Source organism: Enterococcus sp. AZ095b (genome assembly GCF_051714725.1).
GTDB lineage: Bacteria > Bacillota > Bacilli > Lactobacillales > Enterococcaceae > Enterococcus_B > Enterococcus_B pernyi.
This window is the reverse complement of record NZ_JBIOSL010000001.1, coordinates 1007160-1026742: the sequence shown is the minus strand read 5'-3', so window position 1 is coordinate 1026742 and position 19583 is coordinate 1007160. Positions and strand designations below refer to the sequence as shown.

Sequence of the window (19583 nt, the reverse complement as noted above, 5' to 3'; positions counted from 1 at the left end):
CTTATTCGTCTCCTATCTCCGTCTCGGGAATCCAGTTTGGTAAAAACTCTTCTTGTAAGAATGCGGTACTGTAATCACCAGCAATCACTGCAGGGTGACTGATCAGATCCATTTGGAATTCAGCATTCGTGATCACGCCATCTGTCACGATCTCGCTCAATGCCCGTTGCATTTTCATTAACGCATCGAAACGTGTATCGCCATGTACGATGACCTTAGCAATCATTGAATCATAATAAGGGGGAATCGTGTAACCTGAATAAACCGAACTATCGACCCTTAATCCCATACCACCAGCTGGTAGCAACAAATTCTTGATTTTGCCTGGTGAAGGAGCGAAATGAAATGCTGGATTTTCTGCATTGATCCGGCATTCGATCGCATGCCCTTGGAAAATGATATCTTCTTGTTGGATCTCTAGTGGTCGTCCGGCCGCAACCTCGATTTGTTTTTTGACAAGATCGATATTTGTGACCATTTCTGTTACTGGATGTTCAACTTGGATGCGGGTGTTCATTTCCATAAAATAACAATCACCGGATTCATCCATTAAAAATTCGATCGTTCCTGCATTTTCATAATTCACTGCCTTTGCTGCTCTGACAGCTGCTGCACCTAAGTGATTTCGTTTTTCCTCAGAGATCACAACAGATGGTGATTCTTCTAAGACTTTTTGATTATTCCGTTGTAAGGAACAATCACGTTCACCTAGATGCAGAACATGACCAAATTGATCACCTAATATTTGCACTTCAATATGTCTTGCGGGATAAATGATTTTTTCCAAATACATATCATCGTTACCAAAAGCAGCTGCTGCCTCTTGTTGGGCGGATGAAAAATGTTGTGGTAATTCTTCTTTTGACAAGACTTTGCGGATTCCTTTACCGCCACCACCAGCGGCGGCTTTAAGCATCACTGGATAGCCAATTTTTTCTGCCACTTCCAGTGCTTCTTCAACAGTCGATAGCACACCATCACTACCTGGGATCACAGGAACATCTGCTTGTTGCATCAACTGACGTGCGTTGATTTTATTCCCCATATCATCGATCGTTTTGCTTTTAGGTCCAATAAAGACGATATTACATTCTTCACACATCGAAGCAAATCGACTGTTCTCAGATAAGAATCCAAATCCAGGATGGATTGCTTCTGCTTTTGTAACGATGGCTGCACTTAGAACTGCTTGTACATTCAAATAGGAATCTGTTGCTCTTGCAGGACCGATGCAGACGGCTTCGTCTGCTAATTGTGTGTGCAATGCCTCCGCATCCGCTTCAGAATAGACCGCAACGGTTTGGATTCCAAGCTCACGGCAGGCACGAATGATCCGTACGGCTATTTCGCCGCGATTTGCTATCAAGACTTTTGAAAACATAACTCACCTATCCAATCATAAAGGTTAATTCAGCTTCAGCAACTTTTTTGCCGTCCACTTTTGCAATTCCTTTGCCTATTCCTGCAGAAGACTTGATTTTAGTGATTTCCACTTCTAATATCAACGTATCTCCAGGAGTCACTTTTTTACGAAACTTCGCTTTATCTAATCCGCCAAAGTAAGCAGTTTTTCCTTTGAACTGTTCCAATGATAATAGAGCTACTGCTCCTGCTTGGGCCATCGCTTCTACGATCAATACCCCCGGCATCACAGGTTCTTCTGGAAAATGTCCTTGGAAAAAAGGTTCATTGATCGTCACATTTTTTTTAGCAACGATCCGTTCGCCTTCGACAATTTCTTCCACTCGATCAATCAGCAACAGCGGATAGCGATGAGGGATGATTTCTTTGATTTCTTGTATATTCATAGGTCTGGTTCTCCTTGGCTTAATTTGGTTGGATGATAAAGAGTGGTTGTCCGTATTCTACGACTTCTTCATTGTCGATCAAGATCGCAACGATCTCACCATCGACATCACTAGTTACTTCGTTCATCAATTTCATTGCTTCAATGATACAGATCACTTCACCCTTAGCGACTTTATCTCCTACTTTTTTGAATGCTGGTTTGTCAGGAGATGGTTGTAGATAGACGATTCCAACGATTGGTGATTTCACTTCAGTCCCATCAATTGTCGGCGCAACTGCTTCTGGTTGAACAGAATGGCTTTCTTCTTTTGGTAAAGCCGGTACAACTTGTTGAGGTTGTGGTTCAGAAGCACTCGTTGTTGGTACTGTTTGCCCCATTCCCCGACTCATTTCATTTTTATTCATATATAATTCAAATTGTCCGTCTTTCAAGTCAAATTCTGTTAAAGTTGACTGATCAAATTGACTGACTAATTCTTTGATTTCATGGATCTTCAACATTATTCCTCCCAGCGTTTCATACATAGTACAGCATTATGTCCACCAAATCCTAATGAATTACTCATGGCATAAGACAGTTCAGCTGGTTTACTTTCGTTGATCACAACGTTCAGATCGATTTCAGGATCTTGTTTTTCAACATTGATGTTTGGTGGAATAAACTGATGCTCTAACGCCATCAAAGTGGCAAGTGCCTCAATCCCACCTGCAGCACCTAATAAGTGACCAGTCATTGATTTCGTACTGCTGACATAGGTTTCTTTGAAAGAGTCTCCTAATGCGATTTGGATCGCTTTAGCTTCTGCTTGATCATTTGCAGGTGTACTTGTTCCGTGTGCGTTGATATAGCCCACTTCTTTTGCATCGATCCCGGCTTCTTCCATCGCCAATTTCATTGCTTTTGACGCACCAGAACCATCTGGTGTTGGAGCTGTCATATGGTAAGCATCACAATTTGAGCCGTAACCCACGACTTCACCATAAATTTTTGCGCCACGAGCTTGTGCATGCTCCAGTGATTCAAGGACTAATACTCCTGCCCCTTCACCCATGACAAAACCATTACGGTCTTCATCAAATGGCATCGAACCACGTTCAGGATCTGTCGATGTTGACAAAGCAGTCAATGCCGCAAATCCGGCGATCCCCATTTCACAGATTGTTGCTTCTGTTCCACCTGCAAGGATGATATCGGAATAACCATGTTTGATGTTGCGGAATGCTTCACCAATCGCATTCGTTCCACTGGCACAAGCGGTCACGATCGACGTACAAATTCCTTTCGCCCCTACACGCAACGCAATATTACCAGCTGCCATATTGGCGATCGACATTGGAACAAACATAGGTGATACGCGATTGGCCCCTTTGTCGTGCATGCGGATGACTTGGCTTTCAATTGTTGGTAAACCACCAATCCCAGAGCCAACGATAACACCAAAACGATCTTGGTTGATCGTTTCTTTTTCGATCCCACTCATCGTCAATGCTTCCATCGCAGCATAAATGCCATAGATCGAAAACATATCCATGCGTTTGCTATCTTTTTTTACAAAGTATTTATCAAAAGGAAAGTCTTTTACTTCACCTGCTAAAGTGATTCCTGTATCTGTTGCATCAAATTTTGTGATCGGTGCAATGCCATTCGTCCCAGCTTTTAAACTAGCTAAAAAACTATCTGCATCATTACCGATCGGTGAAGTGACTCCATAACCTGTAATTACTACTCGATTCATAAATTTTCCTCCCTATCCGTGCATGACCAATCCGCCGTCAACATTGATGACTTGACCTGTGATATACGAACTTTTCGCTAAGAACAATGCGGCTTCCGCAATATCTTCCACTTGGCCGAAACGTTGCATTGGAATTTGTTTTTCTGCTTGTTCTCTTACTTTTTCGGATAATACATCTGTCATATCTGTAGTGACAAACCCCGGAGCAATCACATTACATGTGATTCCTCGTGTGGCAACTTCTCTTGCCACAGATTTAGTAAAACCGACAACTCCTGCTTTACTTGCTGCATAATTGGCTTGACCCAAGTTACCGATCAATCCTGAAACACTTGAAAGATTGATGATCGCGCCTTCTCTTTTTTTCATCATTTTCTTTAACACGTGCTGTGTCATATTGAAAGTTCCTGTTAGATTGATATCCAAACATTTTTTGAAATCATCTGCATCCATACGTAAGACAAGTTTATCATTCGTAACTCCCGCATTATTGACCAAAATATCGACAGAACCCAGCTGCTGTTCTGCTTCTTTGATCATCTCTCCTGCTTTATCATAATCGGAGATATCACCTGAGATTCCTACACATTCAACCCCATGCGCTTTGATCGCATTGATTTTTTCGGCTGGGATCTCTCCACGACCATTTAAGAAGATGTTTGCGCCTGCTTTGGCAAAGGCTAAAGCGATTGCTTCACCAATTCCTCGTGTACTGCCTGTAATAAATACATTTTTTCCAGTTACGTCCATAACTTGCCTCCTATGACAATCGATTGATTGTTTCTTCAAATGTTTGTTGATTCTCCACACGTGCAACGGCGATCGACTTGTCGATTTTTTTCATAAAGCCACTTAATACTTTACCGGGCCCGACTTCGACCACTTGGTCGATTCCTAAATCTTTAAGTTTTTCGATACTTTCGTAAAAACGAACGGGTTTCATGACTTGTTGTTCAAGTAAACCTAGGATTCTTTCTTTCGTCATGATCTCTGTCGTGGTGTTGCTGATCACAGGTATTTCAGGTTCTGAAAAAACGATCTTGCTTAGTTCCTCCGCTAATTGTCTAGCAGCAGGTTCTAAGATTGCTGTATGGAAAGGGCCACTTACATTGAGTGGGATCATTCGTTTGATCCCTTGTTCTTGTAATAGTGCTACCGCTTGATCCACTGCTTTTTCTTCGCCTCCGATGACGATTTGCTGGGGTGTATTGTAATTTGCAGGGGAAACGATCCCCATTTCTTCCGCCTGCTTACAACAGCTCTCGATAACATCTACCGGTGCATTCATCACAGCTACCATTTTCCCACTACCGGTAGGTGCAGCGTCTGTCATAAACGTGCCTCTTTTTTCGACCAATGCGACTGCTTCACTAAAGGAGAGCGCACCACTGGCTACTAAAGCAGAATACTCACCTAAACTAAGCCCTAAAACGGCTTGAGGAGTGATCCCATGTTCTTTCAGCAAACGATAGAACGCAATGCTGACAGTTAAAATAGCTGGTTGCGTATAGATCGTTTGATCCAAACGTTCATTTGTTGAAAAACAAAGCTCCGCCATATCATAGCCTAAGATCTGACTAGCTTCATCAAAAGTCTGTTTCACGATGGGTTCATGGTAGAGGTCTTGACCCATTCCTTGGTATTGTGCACCTTGTCCGCTAAATAAAAATGCTGTTTTCATCATAGTCTCCAATTTATATTCAGGATAGATAGCTTTTTGTTTCATTTAAAAAAAGGCTAAGACATTCCTTTTTCGGAAAATGTCCCAGCCCCCAACCTAATCTTGATGATTATGCAGTTTGTTTTTCAACATAAGTGACTAAATCTTGAACTGTTTTGATGCCGTCTTCTGTTTCGATTTTCACATCAAATTCATCTTCGATCTCGTTGATGATTTGGAATAAATCCAAGCTATCTGCTTCAAGGTCTTCTTGGATGTTTGTCGTTAATTTGATTTCTTCTGTGTCTTTCCCTAATTCTTCCGCAATGATTTCTTGAATTTTTTCGAATACCATATGATAATTCCTCCGATATTGTTTCTTTATTTTATATTTTTTATTTTTATCAGTTTATAGTTCCATGAGGATACTTCCCCATGTCAATCCTCCACCATAACCTGTAAATACCACTTTTTGTTTTTGACCTAAGGTAATTTTTCCGCTTTCTATCGCTTCATCTAAAAGAATCGGGATGCTTGCTGCGGAAGTATTGCCATATTTATCCATGTTCGTTAGGAATTGCTCCTGGGGAATTTTTACCTTGCGAGCAATCTTTTCGATGATTCGTAAGTTCGCTTGATGCAAAAGCAGATAATCAACAGGTGTGTCTTGAATGAGTTCCTTGATGTTCATCGCGACGTCTCTTACAGCAAAGTCAAAAATATCCCGTCCAACCATTTTTAAATAGTAAGAACCTTCTGAATCTTTCGTGTATAAAGGCGATTGATTTGGTAGATAGCCAGAAGTAAGAGATTGCGCACGCGAACCATCTGCCGCTAGCGATTCTCTCAATAATTTTTGATCTGAGCCAGCTTCTAACAAAATCCCACCAGCACCATCACCAAACAAGACAGCGGTTGAACGATCCGTCCAATCGATCAGTTTAGATAATGTTTCGCCACCAATTACTAAACCTTTCATTGAGCCACAGCGAATCAGTTTCTCTGCAACACTCAAGGCATAAACAAATCCTGAACATGCGGCGCTGATATCAAAGGCGATTGCTTTGGTTGCGCCGATCCTTCCTTGAACTAAAGTTGCGACAGAAGGCGATGTATAATCAGGCGACATCGTAGCAACGATAATAAAATCGAGTTCCTTTGGATCGAGTGTTTTTTTCTTTAGTAATTTTTCGGCAACGAGGTAACACAAATCGGAAGTCTCCTGCTCGGTCACACAATGTCTCTCTTTGATTCCTGTACGGGATGAAATCCATTCATCCGAAGTGTCCATCATTTTTGAGAGATCATCGTTTGTGATGATTTTTTCCGGTAAGACACTTGCCGTTGCTGTGATCGTTCCAAATTGTTCCATTAAACTTCCTCACTTGTAATCTCGCAAGAAATCATGCAAGTTTTTCAATGCAGACAGCAAAGCTTGTTGTTCGTCGGTAGCCATACCATCCATAATGTTTTTGACCATTTCACGATGGAAATGCTGATGCACGCGGTAAAGTAACTTACCTTTTTTGGTCAACCCCAGCTTCACCACTCGTCGGTCGTCTTCACTACGGATACGCTCAACGTAGCCTTTCCTAACTAACTTGTTGATAGCAGTGGTCAAGGTCCCAACAGTAATCGACAGTTCTTTGGCTACTTCTGAAGTTGTCTTTTTCTTGTACATACCGATTGCCTCGATCGTATGCATCTCTGTAATCGACAGATCTTTGAATTGTGACTTTTTTAATTCGGATTCTTCGATCGTCAAAATATCATTGAAGACACTAACGAGATAATCATTTACTGTATTAAAATCAGGTTCCATGTTCCACCATCCACTAAAATTAGTTTGATTATCAAATCTTTTGATGTTCAAACTATATCTTAACTTTTTTCAAAATGCAACCTTTTAACTAGATTTTTTTGCATTATTAATTTTTTTTAATTTTAATTTTATGACAAAATGCTTTAATATCAACCTTTCAACCTCTAAAAATTAAAATAAAAGAATAAAAAAATATTTTGATTATCAAAGTATCTCTATAATTTATTTATAAAATATAATCCCTTTTATTGTTCATTTTTTTAAATCTGTTATAATCTTTTTAGTTCAAATTCAATTAGAGGAGCGCTTATGCACTTAAAAGAGAAAGTAAAAAACCTGCCTTTATTACCTGGTGTTTACTTGATGAAAAACAGCGATGGAAAAATTATTTATGTGGGGAAAGCTAAAAATTTAAAAAATCGCGTAAGTACGTATTTTCATCAAAATAAACAACACTCGAAAAAAGTCTTGCGCTTAGTTCGTTCGATTGCAGATTTTGAGATCGTTGTCGTTGATACTGAACTAGATGCCTTATTATTAGAGTGTCAATTGATCCAACACTATCGTCCTATCTACAATCGTCGGATGAATTATTTTGACAACTATAACTATTTACATATTCAATCCGATGGTCTTTTTCTCACGAATATACCTACCGCAAGAACTTATGGCCCTTTTCGTCTTTATAAAAAAATGCCTAGTATCCTTCGAATCATCGAAGAAAACTATCAAATGCCTTGGCTTTCTGAAATCAGTCATTTGGCGTTACAAGTTCAACTTCCTGAAATGAAGGCATTGAGCTTTGATCAAAAAAAGAAAGAGATCCAAGGTCTATTGCAAGGAAGAAACAAGAAATTGTTAGGCTATTTAAAAAAACGACAATTACATTTTGTTAACCAGCTTAATTTTGAGAAGGCGGCTATTCTGCAACGAGATATCGAATTGATCACGTACTTTACTGGTCGGATACAAGAACAAAAAAAATTTTTACGAACACCGAGAATCACATTGAGCATGCCGTTAGCTAGCGATGAGACCAAGATCAAGCATTTCTTGGTTTCCTACGGACAAGTGGCTGATACAACGATCACAGAACCTGGACAAACGCCTCATTTCTATTATGAAAAAGACAACAGGTTGTCACTCAAGCGACAACTGTCTCAAGAAGAAATCGATCCTGTTCAAATCTTGATCAGCTACCAACGTAAACTGGCAAAAGACGAACAGGAAACAAAAAAAGAGTCTGGAATCCAACGCATTGGTTGAATCCCAGGCTCTTTTAGCTAGCTCGAAATCTTATTGAATCAAATCATAGATCTCCATCGCAACGATATCGATATTGTCGAATTCGTATTGTTGATGTGTGTCTGTTTCAGTTAGTTCAAATGTTTCTGTCGCTTTATCATAAGTTACGGTGCATTTTTCTACGCCCTCTTTTTCAAAACGACGAACTTGCAGCTCATTGTCTGCTGATTCGACCATAGCCTCCAGTCGTTTAATGATTGCGACTAATTGTGAATGTGCCATCGGAGGTCCTCCTTTTCTTAGTTCTGTTATATTGTATCAAAAGCATCGTCGACTTGCATTGATTTTCTCCAAAAAAACTAGTTTTTTAGGATTTTTTTTTCGGCTGTCTGCCATCTTCCCACCAAAGCTTGATCAATGCTTGTGTTCCATCGTTCTCAAAACCCTTTTCTGCTAACTTCTCATACAGCTTTCGGGCTTCTTTGGTCGCTGGTAAGTCCAACCCTACTTTTTCTGCTTCGGCTAAAGCAATCTTCAAATCTTTGATAAAATGTTTGACAAAAAATCCTGGTGTATAGTTCTCTTGTAAAATACGAGGTGCATAATTACTTAATGACCAGTTTGCCGCACTACCGCCTGAAAGCGTGGCAATCACTTTTTCTAAGTCTAAGTCAGCTTTCTGTGCATAAACAAGCATCTCTGTCATACCAGTCATTGTTCCGGCAATCATGATCTGGTTTGCCATTTTTGTATGTTGTCCTTTTCCAGCTGAACCATGTAACGTAAATGTTGTTCCAAACTCACGAAATAGTGGTAATACTTGCTCGTAGGCATTCTCTTTTCCACCCACCATGATCGTTAAGGTGCCATTTTTTGCACCTAGATCGCCTCCTGATACAGGGGCATCTAAGGCATCCGCTCCAAGCTCTTGTGCGCTTGCTGCAATTTTTTCAGCAAGTGTTGGCGTACTTGTCGTTAAATCTATGACTGTTTTTCCATTTATAGCTGCTTGGAAAATGCCTTTCTCACCATAATAGATTTCTTCCACATCTTGAGGATAGCCAACCATTGTAAAGATAACTTGGCTCATCTCAGCTACTTCTTGTGGACTATCTGCCCATACTGCCCCTTCTTCCATAAGTGGCGCAGCTTTTGCTTTCGTACGATTATAAACAGTCAGTTCGTGGCCAGCTTTTTGTAAATGACGAACAATCGCGCTTCCCATAACTCCTGTACCGATAAAACCAATTTTCATCTTTTGCCCTCCTAAACGATAAAATCCTTGTTTCTATGCTAGTATACGCTAGAAACAAGGATTTTTTTAGGATTATTCACTGTTTTTTTATCTTTTGAAAGAATTTAATTTAATTTTAATCCGTTCGATGGATGCTTCTTCTTCTTTTTTACGCATCTCTTCTTTGTAATACACAAGCATATCTTCATAAAATTCGATCATTGATTGACCAAAATGAGTAGCTGAGATCTCGTAAAGTTTCTTTTCAAACACTTCTGGATCTTTTTCAACTTTGCTTTCAATATAATCAATAAGTGCAGGTGCAAAGTCTTCATCTCGTTCAAATGTTCGGCCAAGGGAAGCATGATCAAATAAACGATTCAAATAATCATTTCCTTCAACTACACATGGTGTACCAGCCGCCATTGCTTCTGTATACGTCAATCCTTGTGTTTCTGATGTCGAAGCACACACAAAATAATCAGCCGCACGATAATAGAACGCGACGTCATTGTTATCGACTTCCCCAGTAAATTGAACCGCATCAGCTAAATCCAGCGACGTGATCAGTTCTTTTAGTTGCTCAACATAAGGTCCGTTTCCGACTATGACTAGTCGTGCATCTGGATAGTGTTTGATGACTTCTGGAAACCCTTGGATCAACGCTTGGATATTTTTTTCGTAAGAGATTCGACTTAAAGATAAAATCATCAAGCCGTTTTCTTTAACTCCTAATGAGGTACGTAATTCGTTGATTTGTTCTTGTGTAATTTCTGGACGTTTGAATTTTTCGATATCGATCCCTGTTGGTATCACTCGTAATGGCGCTGTCACCCCATAGCTTCGCAGTGTTTCGATCACACGCTCACTTGGGCAAACCACACCTGTCGTATGGTTCACAAATAGACGAGATAAGTATTTGACATGGGATTGTCGAATCACTTTCCCTTTTGCAATATAATGCAGGTAATCTTCATACATCGTGTGATACGTATGAATCGATGGGATCTTTAATTTTTTTGCGACCATCTTGCCAAGAACACCCGCTCCAAACTCAGTGTGCGTATGGATAAGATCTAACTCTAATTCTTTTGCCACTAAATAGGCGTACCACATTCCTCGTACCACTACTCGACGTTCTTTAAATGATACAAAAGGAACACTTGGCATACGAATTACATCTTTTTCTAACTTGTCTGCATTGGGATCTGTTGTCGTAAATATATACACGTCATGTCCCATTTTTTCGAGTTCTTCTTTTAATGTCTTGATCGATGTAGCTACACCACTTACCTGTGGAAAATAGGTATCGGTAAAAAAGCCGATTTTCATCTTTTTTCGCCTCCAAACTACCTTTATTTTGATTCTTGCATTTGTTCATCTGAAGAATCGGATGCCTTTAGCACTTGTTGATAAACGGATTGAAGTTGTTCACCAATTCTTTTGATACTTCGTTCTTCAGCCGTTTGATAGCCAGATTCAACTAAACTAGGTACTTCATGTTGAATGATTTTTTTAATGAGTTGTGAAAACTCTTCATTGTTTCGCCCCATATAACAATTTTTTTGATCTTCAAGCCAACCATCATAGACTGGAATATCACGTACTAACACATTTTGTTTACTTGCTAAAGCTTCCAGTACGACAATACCTTCCGTTTCTTCATAAGAAGGGAAAAAGAACAAATCCGCTCCTGAGTAAGCTCCTTCGATGATCTCTCCTCGAATATAGCCTGGAAAAATGACATTATCGGGATGATCTTCTTTCACGATTTTTCGGATATTACTTGGGATCGAATACATCGGCACATGACCAAACCAGATGAATGTATATTCCGGTAATTGTTTGGCTATTTCAACAAAATCAATGATTCCTTTTCTTGCAAAGAACAGTCCTACACAAATAATCACTTTTTGATCAGGTGAAAGATTGAAATACTCCCTGAATTTTTGTTCTTTGACAGAGTCTGGTTGGTACTTTTCCAAATCGATCCCATTGGAAATCGATTGAATAGGTAAATCAATGCCATAACTTTGCAATAATTTTTTTGAATATGGGGTTGGTGTAATCAAGTAATCTGCCTTTTCATACAATCCGACTAAATATTTTTTTACAAATGGTGCTAATTGATTCGAACCGATAAAGGAATTACGAAAATCCTCCTCCGTTGAATGCGCATGATAAATTATTTTTTTACCATTTTTACGCGCTTTGTTGACCATGTTGTGACTATTGATACCATATGTATTGATGTGCAAAATATCATAGTCTTCCTTACTATCTAAAGTATAGGAGATCCCTACATCTTTAAGCGCACGCTTTTGATGATCAAGTGCACGACCAATGCCGGACTTAGAAAGTATCTTCTCACTTTCAAAATATAATAATACCTTCATCTACGTTCCCCCTCACTCTTATATTATAACACAGCGTGAAAGCTGTCACTCAACCTTAAGTCCGATTTTTTCCCAACAAACTTGTAAGTTTGGACAGAATTTTATTTATTATTGCAAGAAGACAAAAAAACAGGCACAGCAAAATACTGTGCCTGTTCCAAAAATCAAGCTAGATATTCATTCACAAGTTCTACGACTTCTTCCATTGTGTCGCACTCGTTTAGGGCACGATCCGCTAGTTCAGCCATTTTGCTTGTATCTAAACGTTTCATCAAGCTACGTGTTTTTAAGATCGATGTTGCACTCATTGAGAACTCATCTAATCCCATACCTACTAGTAAAGGAACAGCCATTTGATCGCCGGCCATTTCTCCACACATACCAGCCCATTTACCTTCAGCATGTGCTGCATCAATGACGTTTTTGATCAAACGTAGAATTGATGGGTTGTATGGTTGGTACAAGTAAGAAACACGTTCGTTCATACGGTCAGCTGCCATTGTGTATTGGATCAAGTCGTTTGTTCCTACTGAGAAGAAGTCTACTTCTTTAGCAAATTTGTCCGCAATAACGGCTGCAGCTGGAATCTCGATCATAATCCCTACTTGGATCGAATCAGAGACTTCAATGCCTTCATTTACTAATTTTTGTTTTTCTTCTTCAAAGATTGCTTTTGCACCACGGAATTCTTTTAGTGTAGCAACCATTGGGAACATGATACGCAAGTTTCCATGTACAGAGGCACGTAATAACGCACGCATTTGCGTACGGAACATATCGTCACCTTGTTCTGACAAGCTAATACGTAATGCACGGTATCCTAAGAAAGGATTCATTTCATGCGGCAATTGCAAGTATGGTAATTCTTTATCTCCACCGATATCCATTGTACGAACAACGACAGGTTTTCCTTCCATTCCTTCCAATACTGCTTTGTAAGCAACGTATTGGTCTTCTTCAGTAGGAAAATCTGGTGAATCCATATAAAGGAATTCAGTACGATAAAGTCCAACTGCTTCACCACCATTGTTGTGTACACCAACTAAATCTTTAGGTGTACCAATGTTGGCTGCTAATTCAAAGTGTTTGCCATCGGCAGTCACTGTCTCAGCATGTTTCAGTTTTTCCCATTCTGCTTTTTGTGCAGCATAATCTGCACCGATTTTTTCAAATTCGGCTTTTTGTTCTGCTGTTGGTTCAATGACTACATCGCCTTCGATCCCATTAACAGCTAACATTACGCCTTCTTTGACCTTCGCAGTGATTTCTTTTGTTCCAACGATTGCTGGAATTTCAAGAGAACGAGCCATGATTGCAGAATGCGATGTACGTCCACCGATATCTGTTACAAAAGCTTTTACGAAGTTACGATCTAATTGAGCAGTGTCACTTGGCGTCAAATCATGCGCCACGACAACAACTTCTTCATTGATCATTGAAGGGTTTGGTAAAGTCACACCTAATAGATGTGCTAAAATACGTTTTGCAACGTCACGAATATCTGCTGCACGTTCTTGCATGTAAGCATTATCTTCCATTGCTTCGAACATACCGATATACATATCCGTTACTTCTTTAAGAGCTGATTCAGCATTTACACTGTTATCTTTGATGTTTTGTTTGATTTGACCTATCATTTCAGGATCTGAAAGAACCATTAAATGTGCGTCAAATACTTGCGCTTCTGCTTCACCTAAGCTTTGCGCTGCTTTTTCACGAATTTGTTGTAATTCTTCAGTTGATTTTGCTAAAGCATCATCTAAGCGAGCTTCTTCAGCTGAAGTATCCTCAACTGTCGTCTTACTGAATGATAAATCCGGTTGAACTAGCAGGTAAGCTTTTGCAACGGCTACTCCGTCACTAGCGGCGATCCCTTTTAGCATTTCAACCATTATTCAGATAAGCCTTCTTTCTTCATTGTTTCAACGATAGCTGCCATAGCGTCAGCTTCGTCAGCACCTTCAGCAGTGATAGTAACGTCAGAACCTTGACCTACACCTAAAGACATAACGCCCATGATAGATTTTAAGTTTACTGATTTACCTTTATACTCTAAGTTTACATCAGAGTTAAATTTGCTTGCTGTTTGTACTAATAGTGTAGCTGGACGTGCGTGGATCCCAGTTTCTGCTACTACGTGAAATTCTTTCTTTTCCATATTAATCGGTCTCCTTTAAGTGAGTGTTGTTTTTATGTGAGGGTTTTCTTTTTTAGCAATCCATGATAGAACTAATCAGATGAACCCTTTCATCTGTAAAGATTACCATTTTTTTTCCTTAGATACAACAGTTTTCATTTAAATTGAGAGAAAATCCAATAAACTATTCTGTAGAACTGTTTCATGCATAGTGATGATTATTCCTGTTTTAATAAATTCCATGTTTTTTTATATCTCATAAATCGATTGACCAATCATGTTTGTCGAGTAATTGAACGATTCATGAAATTTCAGCTTTATCCCTACAAATTTGTCGACAACTTAAGGTTCTTACCCAAATGTTTTGTCACATTGTCTGAACAAAAGAATCAATTGCTTGCGTCAATTCAAAAAATTAGTATAATAAAATTAAATGGTCAGTAATGGTCAACGAGGTATGACTTTTACAAGTTTTGTTGATCGAGTGTTATTCTTTTACCCAAAGATAGGCGCGATGTAAAATAGACTTAATGACCAATGTTTGAAAGGACGTGAATGTTTTATGCTTTGTCAAAACTGTGGAAAAAATGAAGCAACGATTCACTTGTATGCGACTGTCAATGGCCAACGTACACAACTTGACTATTGTCAGAGCTGTTACCAAAAAATTAAAAATCAGCAAAATGGAGGTCTAACAAGTATGGCCCAAAATGATCCATTTGGCTTTGGTAGTCTGGACGATCTGTTTCGTTCGATGTCTCGTCAAATGCAACAACAAGGAAATTACGAACAAACACCCCCTACTCAATTTGGTGGGAACAACAACTTCAATGGTGGACAACCACCACAAGGACTCGCTTCAGATGGTCTTTTAGGCGAATACGGTATCAATATTACAGAAGAAGCACGCCAAGGTGAAATCGATCCAGTCATCGGTCGAGATGATGAAATCAAGCGCGTGATCGAAATCTTGAATCGCCGCACAAAGAACAACCCTGTATTGATCGGAGAACCAGGTGTCGGTAAAACGGCTGTGGTTGAAGGACTCGCTCAAAAAATCGTTGATGGCGATGTACCACAAAAATTACTAGATAAAGAAGTGATTCGCTTAGATGTTGTTTCACTTGTCCAAGGCACAGGAATCAGAGGACAATTTGAAGAACGGATGCAAAAACTGATCGAAGAAATCAGACAAGCAGAAAATGTTATTTTATTTATAGATGAAGTTCATGAAATCGTTGGGGCTGGTTCAGCTGGTGATGGTAACATGGATGCCGGAAACATATTAAAACCTGCGTTAGCTCGTGGCGAATTACAAATGGTTGGAGCAACGACATTGAATGAATACCGAATCATTGAAAAAGATGCTGCGTTAGAGCGCCGCATGCAACCTGTTCGTGTCGATGAACCTTCTGTAGATGAAACGATCAGTATTTTAAAAGGATTGCAAAAGCGCTATGAAGACTACCATCATGTCAAATACACAGATGCTGCGATCGAAGCTGCGGCTAGATTGTCCAATCGTTATATCCAAGATCGTTTTTTACCGGATAAAGCCATTGATTTACTGGATGAAACAGGATCTAAGAAAAACTTAACGATCCAAATCGTTGATCCAAAAATGATCGAAAAGAAATTGGGAGAAGCGGAAGAACAAAAGTTGTTGGCTTCTAAAGAAGAAGATTTCGAAAAAGCAGCTTATTATCGCGATCAAATCAATAAATTGAAAAAAATGCAAGAACGCCAACTTTCAGAAGAAGAAATCCCAGTAATCTCTGAAAAGGATATGGAAAAAATCGTTGAACAACGTACAGGCATCCCAGTTGGTGAACTGAAAGAAAAAGAACAAACTCAATTGAAAAACTTAGCGGACGACTTGAAAAAACATGTGATCGGGCAAAACGATGCGGTTGATCGGGTAGCCAAAGCCATTCGTCGTAATCGAGTTGGTTTAAGCAAGAAAAACCGTCCAATTGGTTCTTTCTTATTTGTTGGTCCTACTGGTGTTGGTAAAACAGAATTAGCGAAGCAACTAGCCTATGAATTATTTGGATCTGAAGAATCGATGATCCGTTTCGATATGTCAGAATACATGGAAAAACACAGTGTCGCAAAATTGATTGGTTCCCCTCCAGGCTATGTCGGCTATGAAGAAGCTGGTCAATTGACTGAAAAAGTACGTCGAAATCCGTATAGTTTGGTTCTGCTTGATGAAGTAGAAAAAGCACATCCAGATGTCTTGCACATGTTCCTACAAATCTTAGATGATGGACGTTTAACCGATGCCCAAGGTCGTACGGTCAGCTTCAAAGATACAATCATCATCATGACAAGTAATGCAGGAACTGGAAAAGTAGAAGCCAATGTTGGCTTTGGTGCTGCTCGTGAAGGTGTGACTCGTTCTGTCTTGAATCAATTGAACAACTACTTCACACCTGAATTCTTGAATCGTTTTGATGGAATCATTGAGTTCAGTGCTTTATCAAAAGAAAACTTGATGATGATCGTGACGCTTATGCTTGATGATGTCAACCAACTATTGGCGGCTCAACAATTACATGTGGACGTTCCTACAAATGTCAAAGAAAAGCTGGTTGATCTTGGTTACGATCCAGCAATGGGTGCCCGACCATTACGTCGGACGATCCAAGAACAAATCGAAGACGGCATTGCCGAATTCTATCTTGATCATCCAACGATCTCAGATCTTAAAGCAAAATTAGATAAAGACGACAAAATCGTCATTACTTCTAAACCTGAACGTTTAGTCAAAGAAGCAAACAATGAACCGACAGAATAATTTCACACTCAAATGGTAGAAAAAATGGAGCGGAGAGTTTGCCACTCTCCGCTTTTGTTTTTATATTTGGAAAAAAAGTAACGATTTTTTCTCGTCCGTTCATTTTTAAGAAGACAAAATGCTGTTCATTTTACTAAAAAAAAATTATAATTAATGTAAGTTATTTCTTAAATACATAAGAGAGGTGAGCGCCATGAAACTAGTTAATGTAACAAACAGTCATTCACGATTAGTTTTAAATCAGTTGGAAAATACAGATGCACATATGGTTAAGGTGTATACCGCAGGAAATACAACCGTTATTTATACAGAAGCTCCCGAGCACAACGAAATCGTCCTGATGAATGAAAACCGCAATATCCAACCAAAGGAAATTGAAGAAATCCAACATTACTTCTTAAAAAAAATCCATAACGCTGAGTACCATCCTGATGACATCCAAGTGATCGAGTTACCGGGCTTAGTAGAAATCTCTATTCCAAAAAGAAATTTAAATGCACCAATTGCTATGTAGAAAAAAATAAATCATGAATCAAAAGGGTTTTGTCGAAGGCACTTGGCATTCCCTTTTTTTCTTTTTACTATTTCCAACTTCCCTCCCCTTTACTGGTCGATCCGCTTGGATGATCGAGCGGATTTCATTGACGATCCGTTCATTTTTTTCCCAGTTCTCAATATCCAACATTTGACATACTCGACGCATTTTTGCTTTTTTTCTTTCAATACGCTGTTTTTTTTCGATTTCTGTTTCCATTTGATCCCTACTTTCTTTGCTTATTTTATATATATGTACGCAAAAATATTCTAATCTATTTTTTTATTTGTTTTTAATTGATTTTTTCAAAGTAAACAAAAAAACGTTAAAATCCAACAAAAACACACGACAATTCACTGAAAACATGAATCGTTGTGTGTTCGTATTAATTTATATGCTAAATGAATATTTTTAAAGGAAACAACTGTACAGGTAATGGGAAGCACTGATTACATCAAACTTTTTAATTTTACGTTTGGATATTTGTCAGCAAACCAACGCTCTGCAAACTGATTCTCAAATAAGAATAGCGGTTGATCAAAGCGATCTCTCGCTAAGATATTACGACTTGAACTCATTTTCTCATCCAGATCTTCTGGCTCGATCCAACGGGCGATCTTGTTACCCATTGGCGACATGATCACTTCTGCATTGTATTCGTTCAACATCCGATATTGGAAAACTTCAAATTGTAATTGTCCCACTGCCCCGATGATGTACTCTTCGGTCACATAGGTTTTATATAATTGAATGGCACCTTCTTGTACCAATTGATTGATTCCTTTGTGGAATGATTTTTGTTTCATCACATTTTTAGCCGTTACTTTCATGAAAAGCTCAGGCGTAAATGAAGGTAATTCTTCATAAGCTACTTTTAGTTTTCCTTCATATAATGTGTCACCGATTTGATAATTTCCAGTGTCATACACACCAATGATATCTCCTGCCACAGCATTTTCAACGTTTTCTCTGGCATCTGCCATAAACTGCGTGACATTACTCAATTTCAATTTTTTGTTCGTCCGCTCTAATGAGACGTCCATTCCACGTTCAAATGTACCTGAACAGATTCGTACAAATGCAATACGATCTCGGTGAGCTGGATTCATATTGGCTTGGATCTTAAAGACAAAACCAGAAAACTCTTGTTCATACGGGCTGACTACTTGCTCTTCACGTGTTTTATGTCCATAAGGAGATGGCGCCAAATCAACGAATGTTTCTAAAAATGTCTGAACACCAAAATTAGTTAAAGCTGAACCGAAAAATACTGGCGTCTGCTCCCCACGTGCAATTTTTTCTTCATTAAAGGAATCTCCGGCTTCTTTTAACAGCTCTACTTCTTCTAATACTTGCTCGTACAACGAATTATTTCTTAGTGGATGATCCTCCGGTAAGTGACCCTCTTCATCTAATTGAGCCAAGCGTTCATCTTGATAATTCTCAGGACGATAAAATTCTACTCGGTTATGATGGATATCGTATAATCCTTCCAATCCTTTCCCCATACCGATCGGCCAATTCATTGGGCAAGATTCGATATCTAATAACTCTTCTAATTCTTCTAATAGATCAAGCGGTTCTCGACCATCTCGGTCCAACTTATTGATGAAGGTGAAAATAGGAATTCCTCTTCTTTTGACTACTTGGAAAAGTTTTTTCGTTTGCGCTTCAATCCCTTTTGCGCTATCGATGACCATGACCGCACTATCGACCGCCATCAACGTACGATACGTATCTTCTGAAAAGTCCTCATGCCCAGGGGTGTCTAGAATATTGACTCTTTTTCCGTGATAATCAAATTGCATCACTGAACTGGTAACAGAAATCCCACGTTGTTTTTCGATTTCCATCCAGTCAGATTTTGCAAAATTACCTGTTTTCTTTCCTTTGACCGTTCCTGCTTGGCGAATCGCACCACCGAATAAAAGCAGTTGTTCGGTGATCGTTGTTTTTCCCGCATCCGGATGGGAAATGATCGCAAATGTGCGTCGATTGTCCACTTGCTGTTTTAATTCTGGATTGTTCATAAATTTACTCCATTCTTCATTTGTCTATTGCTTCATAAAAGAGAACCCCTTCGACTATTCGATAGTTCCTCTATCCTTTTCTTCAACTCAAATAGTATAGCATGGATATTCAATTTGAAAAAGTAAGCGAAACAGTTTTACTTTTTCTTTTCATTTGATATCTCCAAAAAAAGAACAGA

General features: G+C 39.1%; 20 protein-coding genes. 3 read left to right on the top strand and 17 right to left on the bottom strand.

Annotated elements, in window-relative coordinates; translation table 11 throughout:
- Position 1: 1 nt before the first annotated feature.
- The 9 genes from IGJ99_RS04910 to fabT all read right to left on the bottom strand — a co-directional run bounded on the left by IGJ99_RS04910 (position 2) and on the right by fabT (position 7027).
- On the bottom strand, positions 2-1381 hold the full coding sequence (locus IGJ99_RS04910; protein ID WP_137072113.1) for an acetyl-CoA carboxylase biotin carboxylase subunit: 1380 nt from the start codon (positions 1379-1381) through the stop codon (positions 2-4).
- Between the two features lie 7 nt (positions 1382-1388).
- On the bottom strand, positions 1389-1808 hold the full coding sequence (gene fabZ / locus IGJ99_RS04905; protein ID WP_010735872.1) for a 3-hydroxyacyl-ACP dehydratase FabZ: 420 nt from the start codon (positions 1806-1808) through the stop codon (positions 1389-1391).
- A gap of 19 nt (positions 1809-1827) precedes the next feature.
- The gene (gene accB / locus IGJ99_RS04900) at positions 1828-2307 is read right to left on the bottom strand and encodes an acetyl-CoA carboxylase biotin carboxyl carrier protein (protein WP_306795953.1); all 480 of its coding nucleotides are present in this window, start codon (positions 2305-2307) and stop codon (positions 1828-1830) included.
- A 2-nt stretch (positions 2308-2309) separates the two neighbouring features.
- Positions 2310-3545 carry a beta-ketoacyl-ACP synthase II gene (gene fabF / locus IGJ99_RS04895; protein WP_010735874.1) on the bottom strand — a complete coding sequence of 412 codons (1236 nt, stop codon included), beginning with the start codon at positions 3543-3545 and terminating at the stop codon, positions 2310-2312.
- Between the two features lie 12 nt (positions 3546-3557).
- Positions 3558-4295: a 3-oxoacyl-[acyl-carrier-protein] reductase gene (gene fabG / locus IGJ99_RS04890; protein WP_010735875.1), complete on the bottom strand. Its 738-nt coding sequence runs from the start codon at positions 4293-4295 to the stop codon at positions 3558-3560.
- 10 nt (positions 4296-4305) lie between these two features.
- Positions 4306-5226, bottom strand: coding sequence for an ACP S-malonyltransferase (gene fabD, locus IGJ99_RS04885; protein ID WP_062806246.1), 921 nt, complete (start codon positions 5224-5226; stop codon positions 4306-4308).
- Positions 5227-5335: 109 nt separating this feature from the next.
- Positions 5336-5560 carry an acyl carrier protein gene (locus IGJ99_RS04880; RefSeq protein WP_010735877.1) on the bottom strand — a complete coding sequence of 75 codons (225 nt, stop codon included), beginning with the start codon at positions 5558-5560 and terminating at the stop codon, positions 5336-5338.
- A 54-nt stretch (positions 5561-5614) separates the two neighbouring features.
- Complete coding sequence (locus tag IGJ99_RS04875; RefSeq protein WP_010735878.1) at positions 5615-6577, bottom strand: beta-ketoacyl-ACP synthase III; 963 nt, start codon at positions 6575-6577, stop codon at positions 5615-5617.
- Between the two features lie 9 nt (positions 6578-6586).
- A complete protein-coding gene (gene fabT, locus IGJ99_RS04870) occupies positions 6587-7027 on the bottom strand; it encodes a fatty acid biosynthesis transcriptional regulator FabT (RefSeq protein WP_010735879.1) in 441 nt (146 codons plus the stop codon).
- 309 nt (positions 7028-7336) lie between these two features.
- On the opposite strand from fabT, the gene IGJ99_RS04865 reads away from it, so the two are divergent.
- Positions 7337-8293 carry a GIY-YIG nuclease family protein gene (locus IGJ99_RS04865; protein WP_010735880.1) on the top strand — a complete coding sequence of 319 codons (957 nt, stop codon included), beginning with the start codon at positions 7337-7339 and terminating at the stop codon, positions 8291-8293.
- 30 nt (positions 8294-8323) lie between these two features.
- Here the strand turns inward: IGJ99_RS04865 and IGJ99_RS04860 are convergent, their stop codons facing one another.
- The 6 genes from IGJ99_RS04860 to IGJ99_RS04835 form a co-directional block, all read right to left on the bottom strand.
- Entirely contained in the window at positions 8324-8554 is a 231-nt protein-coding gene (locus IGJ99_RS04860; RefSeq protein WP_010735881.1) for a YkuJ family protein, read from the bottom strand.
- Between the two features lie 85 nt (positions 8555-8639).
- The gene (locus IGJ99_RS04855) at positions 8640-9527 is read right to left on the bottom strand and encodes an NAD(P)-dependent oxidoreductase (protein WP_194179750.1); all 888 of its coding nucleotides are present in this window, start codon (positions 9525-9527) and stop codon (positions 8640-8642) included.
- Between the two features lie 87 nt (positions 9528-9614).
- Complete coding sequence (locus IGJ99_RS04850; protein ID WP_010735883.1) at positions 9615-10838, bottom strand: glycosyltransferase family 4 protein; 1224 nt, start codon at positions 10836-10838, stop codon at positions 9615-9617.
- Between the two features lie 23 nt (positions 10839-10861).
- The gene (locus tag IGJ99_RS04845) at positions 10862-11902 is read right to left on the bottom strand and encodes a glycosyltransferase family 4 protein (protein WP_349520048.1); all 1041 of its coding nucleotides are present in this window, start codon (positions 11900-11902) and stop codon (positions 10862-10864) included.
- 164 nt (positions 11903-12066) lie between these two features.
- Positions 12067-13794 carry a phosphoenolpyruvate--protein phosphotransferase gene (gene ptsP / locus IGJ99_RS04840; protein ID WP_019723966.1) on the bottom strand — a complete coding sequence of 576 codons (1728 nt, stop codon included), beginning with the start codon at positions 13792-13794 and terminating at the stop codon, positions 12067-12069.
- Positions 13794-14060: a phosphocarrier protein HPr gene (locus IGJ99_RS04835; RefSeq protein WP_002287602.1), complete on the bottom strand. Its 267-nt coding sequence runs from the start codon at positions 14058-14060 to the stop codon at positions 13794-13796. Before IGJ99_RS04835 ends, ptsP begins: the two co-directional genes overlap by 1 nt.
- Before the next feature lie 541 nt (positions 14061-14601).
- Here IGJ99_RS04835 and IGJ99_RS04830 point away from each other — a divergent pair.
- Together IGJ99_RS04830 and IGJ99_RS04825 are read left to right on the top strand one after the other, a co-directional pair.
- A complete protein-coding gene (locus IGJ99_RS04830) occupies positions 14602-16839 on the top strand; it encodes an ATP-dependent Clp protease ATP-binding subunit (RefSeq protein ID WP_409173781.1) in 2238 nt (745 codons plus the stop codon).
- Positions 16840-17032: 193 nt separating this feature from the next.
- Positions 17033-17353, top strand: coding sequence for a DUF1827 family protein (locus tag IGJ99_RS04825; protein WP_010735887.1), 321 nt, complete (start codon positions 17033-17035; stop codon positions 17351-17353).
- Positions 17354-17371: 18 nt separating this feature from the next.
- On the opposite strand, the gene IGJ99_RS04820 is transcribed toward IGJ99_RS04825, so the two are convergent.
- Both IGJ99_RS04820 and IGJ99_RS04815 read right to left on the bottom strand, forming a co-directional pair.
- Entirely contained in the window at positions 17372-17593 is a 222-nt protein-coding gene (locus IGJ99_RS04820) for a hypothetical protein (RefSeq protein WP_010735888.1), read from the bottom strand.
- Positions 17594-17823: 230 nt separating this feature from the next.
- Positions 17824-19404: a peptide chain release factor 3 gene (locus IGJ99_RS04815; protein WP_010735889.1), complete on the bottom strand. Its 1581-nt coding sequence runs from the start codon at positions 19402-19404 to the stop codon at positions 17824-17826.
- Between the last annotated feature and the right edge of the window lie 179 nt (positions 19405-19583).